Genomic DNA, 17,022 nt, shown 5'->3' on the forward strand with positions numbered 1-17,022 from the left:
ACCAATTCATAGTTGAACGGTGCCATCGTTTCGCTGCTGCCGAGCCGATGCTTGGCAAGCTGGGGATATTGTCCGACTTCAATGCACAATAGAACAATGAGCATGCTTGCCTTTATCGCCGCTGACCCCGAAGGCTACGCCATCCTCGAAGTTCGCCACGCACTAAGTGGCAAGCCAGTATTCCCGGGCCGCCCGGTGTCCAAAGCCCAGTTCCCGACGGCTGTTCGCACTATTGAAGACGAACATGCCCCACGCTGGGTCATGCTGCGCACCGCGGACTGGATGCCCTCCTTGCTGGCAGCGGGAGTCTTCATTGCCAAGGCGCACGTGCTTTCGCTCACGCAGCGAATCCTGCACCGCAGCCCACTGAGCGCGCAGCAACTGGATGACATCGATCTGGAAAACCCGCACAGCCCAATGGCCCGGCCCAATCAAGACGCCTTATTCGAAACACCCGTCAACGGGGAAAGCCTGGACGAAGTCGTGGCCATGTATGTGCGCCAACGCCAGGCTCTGCCCGAAGAGCCGGCAGCGCGCCGAAAGCTTGAATTGCTCATTCATGCCGAGTCGGTCGGTGCGCTCGTAGCCTGCGAAATGGAGCATGCCGGGCTTGCCTGGAACGAGGCAGATCACCGCGCGCTGCTGCGTGAGAAACTTGGCCCTGCGGTCGGCGAAGGGGTGCGTCCGGCCAAACTCGCCCACCTCGCCGAGGCCCTCGGACAGGCCTTGCGGTGGCCCGGGCTGAACCCGGATTCCCCGCACGAACTCCTGCGTGCCCTGCACCGGGCAGGTTTTTCAGTCCAGTCGGTGCGGGCCTGGGAGCTGGAACAGCTCAAGGATCCGCTCATCGCGCAGGTCCTCGAATACAAGAAGCTTTCCCGGCTGGCCAGCACGCACGGGGACGCCTGGCTTGACCAATGGGTCAAGAACGGGCGGTTCCACCCGCATTACGTTTTGGGCACCGTCGCCTCCGGGCGCTGGGCCGCCAGCGGCGGCGGAGCCCTGCAGCTGCCCCATTCGATCCGCCAGGTGGTGGGCACCGCCGCAGGACGCACCTTCGTCATTGCCGACGGCCGGCAGCTCGAGCCACGCATTCTCGCCGCGATCTCCCAAGATCGTCGGCTCCAAGAGGCGGGCCAGCAAGATGACCTTTATCAGTGGCTCATCGATGCCAGGCTCGTCTCGGACCGCAACGAGGCTAAATTGGGAATGCTCTCGGTCATCTACGGCGGCGGTGGCGGCACCTCCGGTGCGGTGGGCGTGGCCTTGAAGAAAAACTTCCCGCAGGCCATGGCGTATGTGGATCAGGCTGCGAAAGCAGGCGAGCGCGGCGAAGGAGTTCAAAGCTGGCTAGGCCGCGGCTGCCCACCGGCAGATGAAAGTTGGGTGCAAGCCCAGCGAGCTACCCAAGATGAGGCCGGGCAACGAGCCGCCGATGCCGCGGCACGGTCGCGTGGCAGGTTCACCCGAAATTTCGTGGTGCAGTCAACCGCCGCCGAGTGGGCGTTGGTGTGGATGGGCCATGCCCGTCACCTGATTCGCCAGGCCGGATGGGCCCAGTCCTGCCAGCAGGTGTTTTTCGTTCACGACGAGGTCGTTTTCGAGTGCCCGGTAGAACTGGCCGATCGCCTCGGTGAGTTGGTGCGCCACGCGGCGCTGCTCGCCGGACGCACGCTCTTTGGCGAGCACAGCCCAAATTTTCCGGTCAGCGTCGCTATCTCGCAGAACTATTCCGAAGGCAAATAGCCGCTTACTTCAGCTTGATTTCGCGTTGCGCGTTCCAAGGTTTGTTCCAGCCCAACTCGGCAAATAAACGATCGATCACAATCGCGGTGAATCCCCAGATCAGGTGTCCCTCGTATTCGAAGGCCGGGGATTTGAAGCGTTGCGCACCGCGCTGCACCACCGCGGTCAGCCGGTTATGCGGATCGAGCAGGTGCGTTACCGGCGCCCGAAAGACATCCGAGCTTTCGCGCAGATCCGCCGCATAGACCCTGGATTCGGTGTGCCACCAGCCCACCACGGGGGTGACCAAGAAGCTAGAGACCGGAAGCTCGGTTTCGGTCAATTGGCCAAGTACTTCAATCCCTGAAATATCAACCCCGGTTTCTTCCCACGCCTCACGCAGTGCCGCAGCGCTCGCCGAACCATCGTCGGGGTCTATCCCGCCGCCGGGGAAGGCGATCTGCCCGGCATGTTTGCGCAGCGTGGAGGCGCGCTCCACAAAAAGCAGGTCTAGCTCCTCGGGCTTGGCCGCCTCGTGCACGCCCCGCCCGGTGGCCGACCCGAATAAGATGAGCACCGCCGCCTTGCGCACGCTGTTGGCGTCCATCTGGTTGAAAACCCAGTGTTTCGGAAGTTTTACCGTAGAGCCCATTTTTTGGGCATGCGTCGCGATGACTTTTTCCAGCTCGGCACGTGCACTCATGCGTCCAGTCCGTATCCTTCGGCACGCAGTTCCCGGCGGGTGGACCCGTCGAGCATTTTCTGCAGCAATTCTTCGCGTCCCGGAGCGAGCTCATACTTCAGCAATTTCTGTGCCTTCGCCGGAATCTCCTCGCCAATCCCTGAGGACGGGCAGAGCTTTGCCAAGACGCAGGCGCCACAGGCCGGCTTGCGGGCATGGCAGACTCGGCGCCCGTGAAAGACGACGCGATGGCTGAGCATGGTCCAGTCGCGCTTTTCGAATAATTCGCCCACGGCGTGCTCAACCTTAACCGGGTCGGTTTCCGCGGTCCAGCCAAAGCGGTTGGCGAGCCGGCCGAAGTGCGTGTCCACGGTGATGCCCGGGACGCCGAAGGCGTTTCCCAACACCACATTCGCGGTCTTCCGCCCCACCCCGGCAAGTTTAACCAGATCTTCGAGCCGTGCAGGGACCTGGCCGCCGTGGCGTTCCACCAGCGCTGCCGAAAGCCCCAGCAGGGAATCTGTCTTGGCGCGGAAAAATCCGGTGGGCCGGATCAGTTCTTCAAGTGCCCCGCGTTCGGCCTGGCTCATCGCCAGCGCGTCGGGATACCTTGCGAAGAGCCGTGGGGTGATCGAATTGACTCGGACGTCGGTGGTTTGCGCGGAGAGCACCGTTGCCACCAGCAGCTCGAAGGGATTCTCGAAATCCAATTCGGCCACCGCATAGGGGTATGCCTCGGCCAACAGGCGGTGCATCTTCCGTGCCCGCCGTTTGAGTCCGATCTCTGATTCAACTTTCACTTTTGCTGCCACGAGATGATCGTGTCATGAGCCGGGAAAAATATCACTGTTTGCCTGCATTTCACCGCGTCGAAATGACCGCTCGGCGCACAAAATGCCCGTTACTGGCCCCGTCAGTGACACAAACCACAGGCTCGGCGTTCGAGCGTGTAACTTTGATCACAGAGTAATTTTTGTTTAACCGAAAGGACGCGATCACCGGTGAGTGACTCCAAGACCCTGGACAACCTATCGCATGAGACTCGTGCGTTTGCCCCTAGCAAAGACTTCAGCGACCAAGCCATCGGCTCGGCGAGCCAGTACGCGGCAGCAAGCGAAGACCGGTTGGGCTACTGGGCGCAACAGGCACGGAGCGTGTTGACTTGGGACACCGATTTCACCGAGACCTTGGATTGGTCCGAAGCACCGGTGGCCAAGTGGTTCGTCGGCGGCAAACTCAACGCGGCCTATAACGCATTGGACCGCCACGTGGAGAACGGCCTGGGCGAACGGGTTGCCATTCATTTCGAAGGCGAGCCGGGAGACACCCGCAGCTACACCTACGCGCAGCTGACCGAAGAGGTGAAGAAGGCGGCCAACGCCTTCGAATCCTTGGGCGTCGCCAAGGGCGACCGGGTGGCCGTCTACCTGCCGATGATCCCCGAAGCGGTGATCACCATGCTCGCCTGCGCGCGCATCGGCGCGATCCATTCGGTGGTCTTCGGCGGTTTCTCCGCCGACGCGCTGCGCTCCCGCATCGATGACGCGGACGCCAAGCTCGTGGTCACCGCGGACGGCACCTGGCGCCGCGGAAAGCCGTCGCCGCTGAAGCCTGCGGTGGACGCCGCCCTTGAAAAGCCCGGCCACACCGTGGAAAACGTGCTGGTGGTCAAGCGCAACGGCGAGCCGACCGAATTCGGTGCACTGGACAAGTGGTGGGATGACGTAGTCGGCACCGCCGCCACCGAGCACACCGCGGTAGCCCACGATTCCGAGCACCCGCTGTTCGTGCTCTACACCTCGGGCACCACCGGCAAGCCGAAGGGCATCGTGCACACCACCGGCGGCTTCCTGGCCCAGGGCGCGGTCACCCACCGCGACACCTTCGACCTGCACCCGGAAACCGATGTGTACTGGTGCACCGCGGATATCGGCTGGGTCACCGGGCATTCCTACGTCACCTACGCCCCGCTGATCAACGGCGCCACCCAGGTGATGTACGAAGGCACCCCGGACACCCCGCATCAGGGTCGCTGGTGGGAACTGATCGAGAAGTACAAGGTCTCCATCCTCTACACCGCGCCGACCGCGATCCGCACCTTCATGAAATGGGGACGCGAGATCCCCGACGGCTACGACCTCTCCAGCCTGCGCGTGCTCGGCTCGGTCGGCGAACCGATCAACCCGGAAGCCTGGATGTGGTACCGCGATGTCATCGGCACCAACAACGGCAAGAACGGCGAGCGCAAGGAGCACCCAACCCCGATCGTGGACACCTGGTGGCAGACCGAAACCGGGGCGCATATGATCACCCCGATGCCTGGGGTGACCGCCACCAAGCCGGGCTCTGCGCAGGTCGCCGTGCCGGGGATCAGCATCGACGTGGTCGACGAGGCCGGCGTTTCGGTGGCCGACGGCGAGGGCGGCTTCCTGGTCATCCGCGACCCGTGGCCAGCCATGCTGCGCGGCATCTGGGGCGACATGGAGCGCTACAAGGAGACCTACTGGTCCCGCTTCGAGGGCATGTACTTCGCCGGCGACGGCGCCAAGAAAGACGAGGACGGCGACATCTGGCTGCTGGGCCGGGTGGATGACGTGATGAACGTGTCCGGGCACCGGCTGTCCACCACCGAGATCGAGTCTTCGCTGGTCGCCCACCCGTACGTGGCCGAGGCCGCGGTGGTCGGCGCCAAGGACGAGACCACCGGCGAGGCGGTTGTCGCGTTCGTGATCCTGCAGACCGAACCGCCCGAAGGCGAGGACGTGGTCGCCACGCTGCGCGCCCACGTGGGCAAGGACATCGGCCCGATCGCCAAGCCGCGCCACATCCTGGTGGTCCCCGAGTTGCCCAAGACCCGCTCGGGCAAGATCATGCGCCGCCTGCTCAAGGACGTGGCCGAGGGCCGCGAGGTCGGAGACGCGACCACGCTGTCCGACGCGACCGTGATGACGCAGATCGCGCAGTCGATGAAGAAGTAGCAAGCTCCGGCCCCCAGGCCGGGATCCACGGGCCGCCGCCTGCGCCACCGCCAACCGGTTCAACCGGCAACGGAGTGCGCCAGCGGCGGCCCGTTTCGTTTTTAGCTGGCGCATAAACGTTCATGAAGCGCCGGAGCAAACGCGAGGTGTATTAGATTGTTTCCATGTCTGAAAACGCTTCGCGCACCATCTTGTTACTCAACGGACCGAACCTGAACCTGCTAGGAACCCGCGAACCCGAAATCTATGGCCATGAAACGCTCGCCGATGTCGAGGCGCTGGCGCAGCGCACCGCGGCGGGATACGACCTCACCGTGGAGGCCTTCCAGTCGAACCACGAGGGCGTGCTCATCGATGCGATTCACGAAGCGCGGCTGACCAAAGCCGGCATCATCATCAACCCGGGCGCCTACACGCACACCTCGGTGGCCATCGCCGATGCGCTCAGCGGGGTGTCGCTGCCGGTGATAGAGGTCCATATTTCCAACGTGCACCGGCGTGAGGCATTCCGCCATCACTCCTACGTCTCCCCCGTGGCCGCCTCGATCATCATCGGCGCCGGGACCAATGGCTACCGGCTCGCGGTCCAGCAGCTGGCGCATATCCTCGGCCGCTAGCCGCCGATGCATTCACCGGTCTTGATCGAGGTGGTGCGGTCCCCGGCCGCCTTGAGCGCGCGTTCGATCTCTTCGAGGCTCAGCGCGAAGCCCACCTCGTCATTGCCTCGCGACTTGGCGAAGATCATGCCTACCGCTTCGCCGGAATCGTTGACCATGGGGCCGCCGGAGTTGCCTTGGGCCACCTTGGCCGTCAGCTGGTAGACCGAGAGCGCGGCGGGGTTCTCGCCATAGATATTGGCGATGGACACCGTGGCGCGTGAGGCGACCACCGCGCCGCGCACCTGCAACGGCCCACCGGCCGGATAGCCGATGAAGGCAGCTTGCTCGCCGCGGCCCAGATTCTCGTCGGCGAGCTCCAGAGGCTGCGCTTCCATCCCGTCGACACGCAGCACCGCGATATCGGCTTCCGGATCAAAATAAACTACCTTTCCGCGGTGAAGTTGATCACCCTCGACCTCCACCGTAGCCGCGCTCAAACCTGCCACCACATGGGCATTGGTCATCACCAATTGGTCGTCGATGACGAAGCCGGAACCGGTGAGGTTCACACCGCATTGAACGGCCGTCCCGGAGATCTTTGCCACCGAACTCACCGAGGCCCGCTGCAGGTCGTTGGCGGACCATTCGCCTTCCTCGACCGGCTGCACCGGCGGGGCGAAGGGATCGAGCAGGGCGGGGATGGTTTCGGCCATGACCGCCGAACGCGCCGAGGAGATTGCCGAGTTCACGAATTCGGGTGTCATCCCACGGATCGAGGCGATCATTTTCGACTTGTCGATCTCGCTCGAAAGCCGCGGAATACCCATGCTTGACGTGGAAAATGCCAGTGCGCCGATGATTGTGGCGGTAATGAAAACCGAAAGCACGCCACCGGCCAAACCGTCTGCGGCACGCAGGAAATCGAAGTTCATCCAGCGCCTGATGCGGGTGGCGATTACCCTGCCCAGGGCCTGGCCCAAAATGATCAGCACGGCGGCCGTGGCGACCATCAGAGCGACCCGCCACCAGGGGTTTGAGGCGAAGGTCGAGACCAGCGGAATGGCGAAGAATGCGGCGATGCCTCCGGCGATGAGCCCGAGCATGTCGCCGACCGTATAGAGGAAGCCGCGACGGATTCCGGCAATAAAAAATGAAAGTAAAACTACACAGATGGCAACGTCTAGCCAACTGAATACTCCGAGCACCGAGACCCCACTTCATTCACAAACTTACTATTAACCCAAGGTACCCTTAGAAGCTGATGGATTTCTGCGAGAATATTCGCGAGTTTTTGTATGACGAGCGTGATTCTCAACATTTCTTGGTTAAACCACGTGTGGAAACTGTCACATTGTTACCGAATACGGCACAATGAAGTGAGCGCTTACTACTGTTGACAGGAGATTTAATGGATATCGAGGTACTGCGCCGCGCGCCGCTTTTCGCGTCGCTTGGTGATGAAGTATTCGCCACGCTAACCGAAGAATTGACCGAGGTCGATCTGTCTCGCGGTGCATCAGTGTTCCGCGAAGGCGATCAGGGTGACCGTCTCTACTTCATCGTCTCGGGCAAGATCAAGCTTGGACGCACTTCCGCCGACGGACGTGAAAACCTGATTGCCGTGCTCGGCCCAGGTGAACTGTTCGGCGAAATGGCGCTGTTCGATCCACACCCGCGCAACGCAACCGCAACCGCCGTGTCGGAGACCCGACTAGCTGGTCTGAGCCATGAAAACATGCGCAAGGCGATCCTGAACTCCCCGGAGGTCTCGATCCAGCTGCTGCAGGCTTTGGCTGCGCGTCTGCGTCGCACTAATGAATCCCTAGCCGATCTGGTGTTCTCCGATGTTCCTGGCCGTGTGGCTAAGGCGCTATTGGACCTCGCTGACCGTTTCGGTCGCCCAGCCACCGATGGCATCCTGGTCGCTCACGAGCTGACCCAGGAAGAGCTGGCCCAGCTGGTCGGCGCCTCCCGCGAAACCGTGAACAAGGCCCTGGCCGAGTTCGTGCAGCGCGGCTGGCTCCGTCTGGAAGCCCGCGCCGTCGTGATCCTGGACATCCAGCGTCTGCGCCAGCGTTCGCGCTAAGCACCGCTGAGCAAAAGGCCGGACAACCCTCGCGGGTTGTCCGGCCTTTTGCTTTTGACCGTCGGTCTAGTGGCCCGGTTCCGCCTGCCAAGGACGCGTCGATTCACCCCCGAGCGCGCTAAGCACTTCGAGATAATAGGTTCCGTCACGCACCAGCAGGTCCGGATGCTGCACATCCAAGGTGCGCGCTCGCGACAGGTAGGCGACCGCACCGTGGGCATCGGCCATCCGCTCCAGCATCTGCTCGACCGCTGGGCTGGTTATCTGCGACAACCTCAGGCCAACGGTGCTCGGCTGGCCAATGCGGTCTCCCAGCTCGCTGGTGGCTCGCTGGGCCATGATCTGCTCGGAGCTGCACCATTGCGCCCATTTGCCCTTCGCGCGCAGCAGGCGGGGCTCCTGGTGCACGGGAACCGTTGCGGTGAAGTACCAGGTGTCGAATCGCCGGAAGGCGAAGTTGGGACTCAGCCAGTGGCTGACCGGGCGCAGCAGGTCGGTGCGCAGGCCGAGCCCGCGCCGGCGAAGAAATTCCTCGAAGGCCAGGTCCTGTCCGGCGATGGCTTCGCGGGCGGACATCCATTCCTCGGGATCGTTCATTTCGACAACCGACTGTTCGTCGGTTCCGGCCAGCAGGATCCCGGTTTCTTCGAAAAGTTCGCGGATGGCGCACACCAGATGGGCTCGAACGAGCTGCTGGTCCAACACGTCCATGCGCTTGGACCACTGCGAAAGGTTCGGGCCGAACCACTTGTACTCCACGCGGTCTCCCGCTTCGACGCTGCCTCCGGGAAAAGCCACACTCCCGAGAGGGGACTCGCCGGGGCGGTAGCCCAGGAACGTTTCTACTCCGTGCACCCCGTCTTGAACCAGGCAGACCGAGGAAGCACGGCGGGCGGTGCGCGGGGTCCGCGAACCGAAAGTGAACCAGTTTTCCGCCGCTGGAATTTGATGCGGCGGTAGTTCTACGAGGCGACGCGAAACTCCGGTGCGCGTCGCGGACGGACTAGACCGCCCTTGGCGCACACCGGAATCGCGTTGTGGACTACTCAAATTCGGCGATGACCTCAACCTCGACCGGAGCGTCCAACGGCAGAACCGCCACGCCTACGGCCGAACGTGCATGCACGCCAGCCTCGCCCAGGACATTTCCGAAGAATTCCGAGGCCCCGTTGATGACCCCAGGCTGGCCGGTGAAGGACGGGTCCGAGGACACGAAGCCAACGACCTTCACGATACGCTTAATGCGATCTAGGTCACCAATTTCTGCCTTGATGGCAGCCAGTGCGTTCAGTGCGCAAGTCTGCGCCATGGCCTTGGCATCTTCGGCCGAAACCTCGGCGCCGACCTTGCCAAGAGCTGAGAGTTTTCCGTTAATCAGCGGAAGCTGGCCGGAGGTGTAAACGTAGTTGCCGGTGGTGATTGCTGGCAGGTAGGCCGCGACCGGCTTTGCCACCGCTGGCAAGGTCAGATCGAGCTCTGCGAGGCGTGCTTCGACACGCGAGGAAGTAGCTTCTTGCATGGGGTTTTACTCCTTCTGAAAGTTAGGCTTTTGGACGCTTCATGTAGGCCACTGGATTGGTGCCGTTGGGGCCGGGAACGATCGCTACGAGCTCCCAACCATCGTCACCCCACTGGTCCAGAATCTGCTTGGTTGCGTGGATAACGAGCGGCAAAGTGGCGTATTCCCATTTAGTCATACTCGATACGTTAGCGCGTCCTTGTAAACTAGTAGGTATGGCAGCCAAGAAGTCACCCTTTTTTGATACAGCTACCACTTTGGGAAAGATCGTTGCGTTCTTCGGAATCAGTGCCCTTTGTGGCGTGCTGGCCGCGGGCATGCTCGTTCCCGTGGCAGCTATCGCAAAAACCGGTTTGACCACCGGAAATAATATTGTAAGCGCGCTTCCGAGCACATTCGAGAAGCTTCCCATTCCCGAGCCCTCGCAGGTCTTGGACTCCGATGGAAAGCTGATCGCGACGTTCTATGAACAGAACCGCGATCCGGTGGACCTCAAGGACATTTCTCCGTTCATGCGCAAAGCAATTGTTTCGGTGGAGGATGAGCGTTTCTACGAGCACAGCGGCATTGACCCCAAGGGCATTGCCCGTGCGGTCATCAGCAACGCCACCTCTTCTTCGCGTTCCGGTGCGTCCACGCTGACTCAGCAGTATGTGAACAACCTGCTGGTCAATAACCAGATCTTGACCGGAGCCGACGAGACGACGGTATCGGGCAACAAGGACTACTCGGACAAGATCCGCGAGCTGAAGTACGCGGTAGCCATTGAAAAGGAAATGTCCAAGGACGAAATCCTCGAAGGCTACCTGAACCTCGTGTTGTTCTCGGGTCGTGAGTATGGCGTGCAGGCCGCCGCGCAGCGCTTCTTCTCCGTGGATGCCAAGGACCTGAACCTGCAGCAGTCGGCGATGCTCGCCGGCATGGTGCAGTTGCCTAACGTCTACAACCCAATCAAGAACCCAGAACGCTCCTTGGATCGACGCAATAAGGTGCTGGGCAACATGTACCGCACCGGCGCGATCACCAAGAAGGAATACGACAAGGCCGTAAAGTCCAAGCTGGGCGTGGATCCAAGCTCGTCGGCTTCGGGTTGCATGGCTGCCGATGACGCGGGTTACTTCTGCGACTACATCACCAACTTGGTTCTCAAAGACAAGAACTTCGGCAAGACCAAGGAAGACCGCGAAAACCTGCTGTTCCGTGGCGGCTTGGTTATCAAGACCACGCTGAACTCCGCGTTGAATAAGAAGGCCGCCAAGGACGCCCGCGAGGCCATTGATCCTGATGCCAAGTCGAACAAGGACATCCACTCATCGCTGGTTTCGATTGAACCAGGTACCGGAAATATTCTGACTATGGCGCAGAACACCACCTACGCCCCAAAATCCGAAGAAACCGGCAGCCGGACTTTCTACAACTTCGCAGTGGAACGAGCGTTGGGTGGCGCTGGCGGCTTCCAGGGTGGCTCGACCATGAAGCCCTACACAACTCTTGCATGGCTCCACGAGGGCAATCACATGTACGACAAGATCAACGCGAAAAAGGAAACTTTTAGGCCCGGAGACAAGTGGAGGGCTTCCTGCCTTCCCGGGGGAACTGCAACCGTAGGCTCGAGTTGGACTCCAAAAAATGCTTCGCGCGGCTTCTACCGCACCATGACCGTGGATACCGGCCTGTACTGGTCGATCAACTCGGCCACGATTCAGGAAGCCAATAAGGTTGATTTGTGCACCATTGCCGATTACACCAAGAAATTGGGCCTGTTGGATCAGGATGCAGACGATGGCAAGCCAGCGCCAATTTCACCGGCGAACCCAGCGTTCATCATCGGTTCGGCAAATATCACCCCGATGGCACAGGCTGCGGCTTTCGCAACCTTTGCCAACAAGGGCGAATACTGCGCACCACGGGCCATCACTTCGGTGGTCGATAAGGACGGAACCAAGTACAAGGTGCCGAAGCAAGACTGCTCCCAGCAGATCGACCCGCAGTACGTGGCCGACCTGAACGGCACGCTGAAGAAGATCGCCACCAACCGTGTCTCCAAGGGCCAGGTTGCCGGACCGATCGCAGGCAAGACCGGCACCAATGACTACGCCACCTCCACCTGGTTCGTCGGCTACAGCACGGGCATTTCCACCGCGGCTTGGGTCGGACGCCTGGACGGCAAGGCCGCCACCAAGCAGAACTCCCTGCACGGGGCGATGATCAACGACGAACGCGCTCCGGAGATGGTTGACTCCTCGACCTATGCGGCTCCATTGTGGGTTGACTTCATGTCCAAGGCAGTTCAGCAGTACGAGCGCGATTCCTTCGGTTCGGTCAGCAAGGCACCGAAGCCGAAGCCAAAGCCAAAGGATGACGACGACGACGAGGACAAAAAAGAAGATTCCAAAAAGGAAGATTCGAAAAAGGAAGACTCCGAAAAAGAGGATTCCAAGGAGTCCGAAGACGACAAGTCTGAAGCCACCGGCAATGGAAACGGTAATGGCAACGGAAACGGCCAAAACAAGTCGAAGCCGACTACTCCGGCCAAGCCCGGAGGGGATTCGGACGACTAGGTAGTCGCCGAAAGGCCGCGTTCAACTTTGGTTGAACGCGGCCTTTCGGTTTAGATTGGCACTATCACCAGACCCGAACGGGTCTGTTCCCTTGAAAGGACAATGACGGACCGGTCATGGTTGAACACACTAATTTCTCTTCGGCATTCGGTCGAGCCACCGGCACGGCAGCACTGCTTGCCGGCGGCGCCGTCGCAGCAGGCGCGGCGGTGCTTGGCTACGGACTATACGAAACCCAGAAATTCGGGCTCCGTCGCGAAACCGTCAAGGTGCTTCCCCGCGGCGCGGGCGATATCCGCGTGCTCCACCTCTCGGACATCCACATGATCCCCGGCCAAGCCCTCAAGCGACGCTGGCTGCATCGGCTCGCCGACGAGCGCCCCGACTACGTGATCAACACCGGTGACAATCTCAGCCACCGCGATGGCGTTCCGGCGCTGATCGACGCGCTGAAGCCATTGATGGCATTCCCCGGCGCCTTCGTGCCGGGCTCGAATTGCTACTACGGGCCGCGCATGAAGAACCCCTTGCGCTACCTCAGCGCAAGCTCCGGCACGCCAAACCCTTCGAGCCGTGACAAGCTGCCCTTCGAAGAGATGCACCGGGCCTTCGGATCCGCCGGATGGGTCAACATGACCAACCGGGCTTACTCCACCGTGCTCAACGGAATCCGGCTTGATCTGACCGGCATCGATGATCCGCACCTGGATCGCGACCAATTCGCTGGATGGCCGCAAGGTTCGGTCACCGGATACCAGGCTCCGCACGTACGCATCGCGCTGACCCATGCCCCCTACCAACGAGTGCTGGATCAGCTCACCGAGGCCGGGGCGGATATCATCTTCGCCGGCCACACCCACGGCGGACAGGTATGCATTCCGGGATACGGCGCCCTGGTGTCGAACTGCGATTTGCCGACGTGGCGAGCCCGCGGGCTGACCGAATGGGAATATGCCGGGCGCACCGTCCCACTGAACGTCTCGGCGGGCCTGGGCCACTCCCGCTTCGCACCATTTCGCATTGCCTGCCCGCCCGAGGCAGTACTGCTCACGCTCACCGCAAGGGACTGATCATCCATTCCTTCAGGCCCCGCACTTGGTTCAAGTGCGGGGCCTGAAGCCGTCTCTGAGCCAGCAACAAATAATCTATCCACTAGTGATTATTTGATTGAATTTTCCCAACTACTGACTGTAGGCTGTAGTCCGGTCGATATTGTTATTGGTGATGGTGGGGAACTCGCATGGCGCGACAACAAAACTCAGAAGCAGCTGAAGCGGTGTCGTTGACAACCACCTTAAAACGGCTGGGGCCGTTCGTCCGCCCGATTCTTCCGCGGCTCATCGGCGGCTTCCTCTGCGCCTTGGGCGCAGGTATTGTCGCCCTCGTCATTCCACAGGTCCTCGCCTGGCTGGTGAACAACGTCCTGGACAGCGATGGAACGAACAACGCAATCTGGATCGCCATGGCGATTGTCGGCGCCTTGGGTTTCCTGGAAGCGTTGTTCATCTTCCTGCGCCGCCAATTCGTGCTCAACCCGGCGGCAGGGCTGGAAGCGCAGATGCGCATCCGCTTCTACAAGCATCTGCAGCGCCTGCCCGTGGCTTTCCACGAGCGCTGGGGCTCGGGCCAGCTGCTTTCCCGCTCGATGTCGGATCTGTCGCTGCTGCGCCGCTGGCTCGCCTTCGGCGCCATGATGCTCATCGTGGACACGGTCACCGTGATCACCGGGCTGGCGCTGATGTTCTACCACTCGTGGATCCTCGGACTGCTCTACCTGCTAGGCGCCATCCCCATCTCGATCAAGGCCTACCACTTCCGCAACAACTACCGGGCCGCGAGCCGGCTGAGCCAAGACCAGGCCGGCGACCTGGCGACCGCCGTCGAAGAGTCCGTCCATGGCATTCGCGTCATCAAGGCCTTCGGCCGCGGCCCCCACGTGTACGCCGGATTCAGCGAGCAGGCCAAATCGCTGCAACAGACGGAAATCAGCAAGGCCAAAACCCTGGCCAGCTTCCTGATGGCCGTCGTCGCAATCCCCGAAACGATCTTGGGGCTGGGCGTCTTGATCGGCATCTCGCTGGTTGCCGGCGGGCAGCTGAGCATCGGCTCGCTCGTGGCCTACTTCGCCATCGCAGCGGTGATCGCAGGCCCGGTGGAAGGCATGGGGATGCTGCTGGGCATGACTCTGAGCACCAAAACCGCACTGGACCGCCACTTCGAAGTGATGGACGCTTCCAACGACATCGTCTCCCCCGCCCAGGCGAACTCCCCGGCCGAACGCAGCGGCGAAGTACAGCTCAAGCACGTTCGGTTTGCCTACCCCGATGCCTCCGGGCGCGGGCGCCCCATCCTTGCCGATATCGAGCTGACGATCCGCGCCGGGGAAACCATGGCGCTGGTCGGAATCACCGGCTCGGGCAAGTCGACTCTGCTGAATCTGATCCCCCGACTGCATGAGGTGAGCGCCGGGCAGGTACTGGTGCACGGGCAAGACGTGCGCGAATGGGATCTGGAAGAGCTGCGCGAAGAAATAGCCGTGGCTTTCGAAGACACCACCCTATTCTCGAATTCGGTCCGCGAAAACGTGCTGCTCGGTGCCCCGGCGGATTACAGCCCCGCGCAGCGCGAAGCGCTCTTGGCGCAGTCCCTTGACGTGGCGCAGGCGCACTTTGCCTATCAGCTGCCGCAGGGGGTCGATACGCTCATCGGCGAGGAAGGCTTGTCCCTGTCCGGCGGCCAGCGCCAGCGTCTGGCCCTGGCCCGCGCCATCGCCGCCCGGCCCCGGATCCTGGTCCTGGACGATCCGCTCTCCGCCTTGGACGTGCGCACGGAGGAAGCCGTCACCACGAAGCTGCGCGAGGTCCTGGAGGGCACTACCACCTTGGTGGTGGCTCACCGGCCTTCCACCGTGATGCTCGCCGACCGGGTGGCCTTGCTGCGCGATGGGCGCATCGACGCGATCGGCAGCCACACGCACCTGCTGAGCACGAACGAACATTACCGATATGTGATTGCCAGCCTGGATGACGAAGCACCGATGAGCGAAGAGGTCGCCCGATGAGCCAACCATTAGGTGTCACCGAAGAGGACAACATCAACCTCTCCGGCGCCCAACGCAAACGAGTACGCCGCCGTTCCTTCAGGCTCCTGGCGACGCTCGCCATGCCGCAGAAGAAACTCTTCATTCTCACCGTGGTGCTTGTGCTGGTTTCCAATGCGGCCCGCGTCGTCCTGCCAATCCTCATTGCCTTGGCCATCGACTGGACGCTGCCGCAGGTCCGCGAGGGTAACTGGAGCGCGCTGGGAGTTTCGGGCGGCGCCTACATTGTTTGCGCCATTCTGGCCGGCGTCCTGCTGGCCTGGTACATCAATTGCGCCGCCCGCATTTCGCAGGCCATGCTCTTGGATCTGCGGCAGCAGGTCTTCCGCCACACCCAGCGGCTGAGCCTCGAGTTCCATGAGAACTACACCTCGGGCCGGATCATCTCGCGGCAGACCTCGGACTTGGAAACCCTGCGTGAACTGCTAGATCAAGGAGTATCCGAACTCGCCTCCTCGTGCGTCTTCGTGATTTTCACGCTGGCCACCATCTTTATCCTGGATTGGCGCAGCGCTTTGGTGCTGTGCATCGCGGCCATACCGGTGGCGATCCTCTTCTTCTGGTACCAGAGCCGTTCCGAGGTGCTCTACCGCGAGTCCCGCGTGGTTTCCGCGAAGGTGATCTCCATGTTCGTCGAAACGATGACCGGCATTCGCGCGGTCAAGGCGTTCCGCCGAGAAGCGGCAAATGACGAAAACTATGCTGAGATCGCCGAAAAATATCGGGTCAACTCGGTGCGCTCCTTCAACTTATTCGGCATTCTCCAGCCGGGCCTGGTGCTCATTGGAAACCTCACGGTCGCGGTATTGCTCGCCTACGGCGGCTTCCGCATTCTGGATGGGACGCTGGCCGTTGGCGTGATGGTGGCGCTGCTGCTTGCGGCTAAACGCGTCTTCCAGCCGGTCGAACAGATCGCCATGTTCTACTCCTCCTTGCAGTCGGCCACGGCAGCCCTCGAAAAGGTCTCCGGGCTCTTGGAAGAGGAACCTAGCGTCAGGGAACCGCTGGCACCGCGCAGTATCGAGCAGGTCAAGGGAGAGATCGTCTTCAGTGACGCGGTCTTCGGCTACGGGCAAGGGCCGATCATCATGGACCGCTTCGATCTGAAGCTTGAAGCCGGGCAAACGGTGGCGGTGGTTGGGCAGACCGGTGCCGGCAAATCCACGCTCGCAAAACTCATTTCCCGTTTCTACGATCTGCGCTCGGGCAGCCTGGAAATCGATTCGGTCCCGATCAATGAGCTCTCGAATCAGGAACTGCGCCGGCATGTGGTGATGGTCACCCAGGAAGCGTTCCTGTTCTCCGGGACGGTTGCCGAGAACATTGCGCTCGGCAAGCCCACCGCGACGCTCGCGGAGATCCAGGATGCGGCTAGGGCGGTGGGCGCCGATGAATTTATCCGCGAACTTCCCGAAGGCTATGAGACCGACATGAATAAGCGTGGCGGTCGCGTCTCCGCCGGGCAACGCCAGCTCATCTCCTTCGCTCGCGCCTTCTTGGCCGACCCGGCCGTGCTGATCCTGGATGAGGCCACCAGCTCGCTGGACATTCCTTCGGAGCGCGCGGTGCAACGCGGCCTGCAGCAGCTGCTGGGGAACCGTACGGCGTTGATCATCGCCCACCGGTTGTCCACGGTGCAGATCGCCGACCGGGTGCTGGTGGTGCACGATGGGAGAATCATCGAGGACGGCTCCCCGCAACAGCTGATCGCGGACGAGGGACGTTTCGCTTCGCTGCACAAGGCGTGGAAGGACTCGCTGGTCTAACCGGCC

The 17,022-nt window shown here is 61.7% G+C and carries 14 protein-coding genes; 8 read left to right on the forward strand and 6 right to left on the reverse strand.

What is annotated here, in order from left to right:
* Positions 1–96 precede the first annotated feature (96 nt).
* A complete protein-coding gene (locus CQ017_RS07925) occupies positions 97–1,746 on the forward strand; it encodes a bifunctional 3'-5' exonuclease/DNA polymerase (protein ID WP_181148209.1) in 1,650 nt (549 codons plus the stop codon).
* A 4-nt stretch (positions 1,747–1,750) separates the two neighbouring features.
* Here CQ017_RS07925 and CQ017_RS07930 read toward each other — a convergent pair whose 3' ends face one another.
* On the reverse strand, positions 1,751–2,428 hold the full coding sequence (locus CQ017_RS07930; RefSeq protein ID WP_096283360.1) for a CoA pyrophosphatase: 678 nt from the start codon (positions 2,426–2,428) through the stop codon (positions 1,751–1,753).
* Complete coding sequence (gene nth / locus CQ017_RS07935; protein ID WP_258133543.1) at positions 2,425–3,219, reverse strand: endonuclease III; 795 nt, start codon at positions 3,217–3,219, stop codon at positions 2,425–2,427. Before nth ends, CQ017_RS07930 begins: the two co-directional genes overlap by 4 nt.
* A gap of 189 nt (positions 3,220–3,408) precedes the next feature.
* Between nth and acs the strand changes: the two genes are divergently transcribed.
* Positions 3,409–5,385 carry an acetate--CoA ligase gene (gene acs / locus CQ017_RS07940; protein WP_105553240.1) on the forward strand — a complete coding sequence of 659 codons (1,977 nt, stop codon included), beginning with the start codon at positions 3,409–3,411 and terminating at the stop codon, positions 5,383–5,385.
* A 164-nt stretch (positions 5,386–5,549) separates the two neighbouring features.
* Entirely contained in the window at positions 5,550–6,002 is a 453-nt protein-coding gene (gene aroQ, locus CQ017_RS07945) for a type II 3-dehydroquinate dehydratase (protein WP_105553241.1), read from the forward strand.
* On the opposite strand, the gene CQ017_RS07950 is transcribed toward aroQ, so the two are convergent.
* A complete protein-coding gene (locus tag CQ017_RS07950) occupies positions 5,999–7,189 on the reverse strand; it encodes a MarP family serine protease (protein WP_105553242.1) in 1,191 nt (396 codons plus the stop codon). The genes aroQ and CQ017_RS07950 overlap by 4 nt on opposite strands.
* A 203-nt stretch (positions 7,190–7,392) precedes the next feature.
* On the opposite strand from CQ017_RS07950, the gene CQ017_RS07955 reads away from it, so the two are divergent.
* Positions 7,393–8,070 carry a Crp/Fnr family transcriptional regulator gene (locus tag CQ017_RS07955; RefSeq protein WP_096257040.1) on the forward strand — a complete coding sequence of 226 codons (678 nt, stop codon included), beginning with the start codon at positions 7,393–7,395 and terminating at the stop codon, positions 8,068–8,070.
* Positions 8,071–8,136: 66 nt separating this feature from the next.
* Here the strand turns inward: CQ017_RS07955 and CQ017_RS07960 are convergent, their stop codons facing one another.
* The 3 genes from CQ017_RS07960 to CQ017_RS18065 are packed head-to-tail and all read right to left on the reverse strand — an operon-like array spanning position 8,137 to position 9,767.
* Positions 8,137–9,093 (reverse strand): NUDIX hydrolase, encoded by a 957-nt coding sequence (locus CQ017_RS07960; protein ID WP_105553243.1) that lies wholly within the window; start codon positions 9,091–9,093, stop codon positions 8,137–8,139.
* A gap of 19 nt (positions 9,094–9,112) precedes the next feature.
* Complete coding sequence (locus CQ017_RS07965) at positions 9,113–9,589, reverse strand: RidA family protein (protein ID WP_105553244.1); 477 nt, start codon at positions 9,587–9,589, stop codon at positions 9,113–9,115.
* A 22-nt stretch (positions 9,590–9,611) separates the two neighbouring features.
* Entirely contained in the window at positions 9,612–9,767 is a 156-nt protein-coding gene (locus CQ017_RS18065) for a hypothetical protein (protein WP_096283344.1), read from the reverse strand.
* Between the two features lie 37 nt (positions 9,768–9,804).
* Between CQ017_RS18065 and CQ017_RS07970 the strand changes: the two genes are divergently transcribed.
* From CQ017_RS07970 to CQ017_RS07985, 4 genes are all read left to right on the forward strand, one after another.
* The gene (locus CQ017_RS07970) at positions 9,805–12,150 is read left to right on the forward strand and encodes a transglycosylase domain-containing protein (protein ID WP_105553245.1); all 2,346 of its coding nucleotides are present in this window, start codon (positions 9,805–9,807) and stop codon (positions 12,148–12,150) included.
* A gap of 116 nt (positions 12,151–12,266) precedes the next feature.
* Positions 12,267–13,220: a metallophosphoesterase gene (locus CQ017_RS07975; protein ID WP_105553246.1), complete on the forward strand. Its 954-nt coding sequence runs from the start codon at positions 12,267–12,269 to the stop codon at positions 13,218–13,220.
* A 170-nt stretch (positions 13,221–13,390) separates the two neighbouring features.
* Positions 13,391–15,211 (forward strand): ABC transporter ATP-binding protein, encoded by a 1,821-nt coding sequence (locus CQ017_RS07980; protein ID WP_105553247.1) that lies wholly within the window; start codon positions 13,391–13,393, stop codon positions 15,209–15,211.
* The gene (locus CQ017_RS07985) at positions 15,208–17,016 is read left to right on the forward strand and encodes an ABC transporter ATP-binding protein (protein WP_105553248.1); all 1,809 of its coding nucleotides are present in this window, start codon (positions 15,208–15,210) and stop codon (positions 17,014–17,016) included. Before CQ017_RS07980 ends, CQ017_RS07985 begins: the two co-directional genes overlap by 4 nt.
* Positions 17,017–17,022: the final 6 nt, after the last annotated feature.

The sequence above is a fragment of the Arthrobacter sp. MYb224 genome (assembly GCF_002975455.1).
In the GTDB taxonomy this organism is placed as follows: Bacteria; Actinomycetota; Actinomycetes; order Actinomycetales; family Micrococcaceae; genus Glutamicibacter.

Excerpts from the sequence above, each read along its gene's own strand:
- CQ017_RS07925 (WP_181148209.1), top strand. The coding sequence starts at position 97 with ATGAGCATGCTTGCCTTTATCGCCGCTGACCCCGAAGGCTACGCCATC.
- CQ017_RS07930 (WP_096283360.1), bottom strand. The coding sequence starts at position 2,428 with ATGAGTGCACGTGCCGAGCTGGAAAAAGTCATCGCGACGCATGCCCAA.
- aroQ (WP_105553241.1), top strand. The coding sequence starts at position 5,550 with ATGTCTGAAAACGCTTCGCGCACCATCTTGTTACTCAACGGACCGAAC.
- CQ017_RS07955 (WP_096257040.1), top strand. The coding sequence starts at position 7,393 with ATGGATATCGAGGTACTGCGCCGCGCGCCGCTTTTCGCGTCGCTTGGT.
- CQ017_RS07965 (WP_105553244.1), bottom strand. The coding sequence starts at position 9,589 with ATGCAAGAAGCTACTTCCTCGCGTGTCGAAGCACGCCTCGCAGAGCTC.
- CQ017_RS18065 (WP_096283344.1), bottom strand. The coding sequence starts at position 9,767 with ATGACTAAATGGGAATACGCCACTTTGCCGCTCGTTATCCACGCAACC.
- CQ017_RS07970 (WP_105553245.1), top strand. The coding sequence starts at position 9,805 with ATGGCAGCCAAGAAGTCACCCTTTTTTGATACAGCTACCACTTTGGGA.
- CQ017_RS07975 (WP_105553246.1), top strand. The coding sequence starts at position 12,267 with ATGGTTGAACACACTAATTTCTCTTCGGCATTCGGTCGAGCCACCGGC.
- CQ017_RS07980 (WP_105553247.1), top strand. The coding sequence starts at position 13,391 with ATGGCGCGACAACAAAACTCAGAAGCAGCTGAAGCGGTGTCGTTGACA.
- CQ017_RS07985 (WP_105553248.1), top strand. The coding sequence starts at position 15,208 with ATGAGCCAACCATTAGGTGTCACCGAAGAGGACAACATCAACCTCTCC.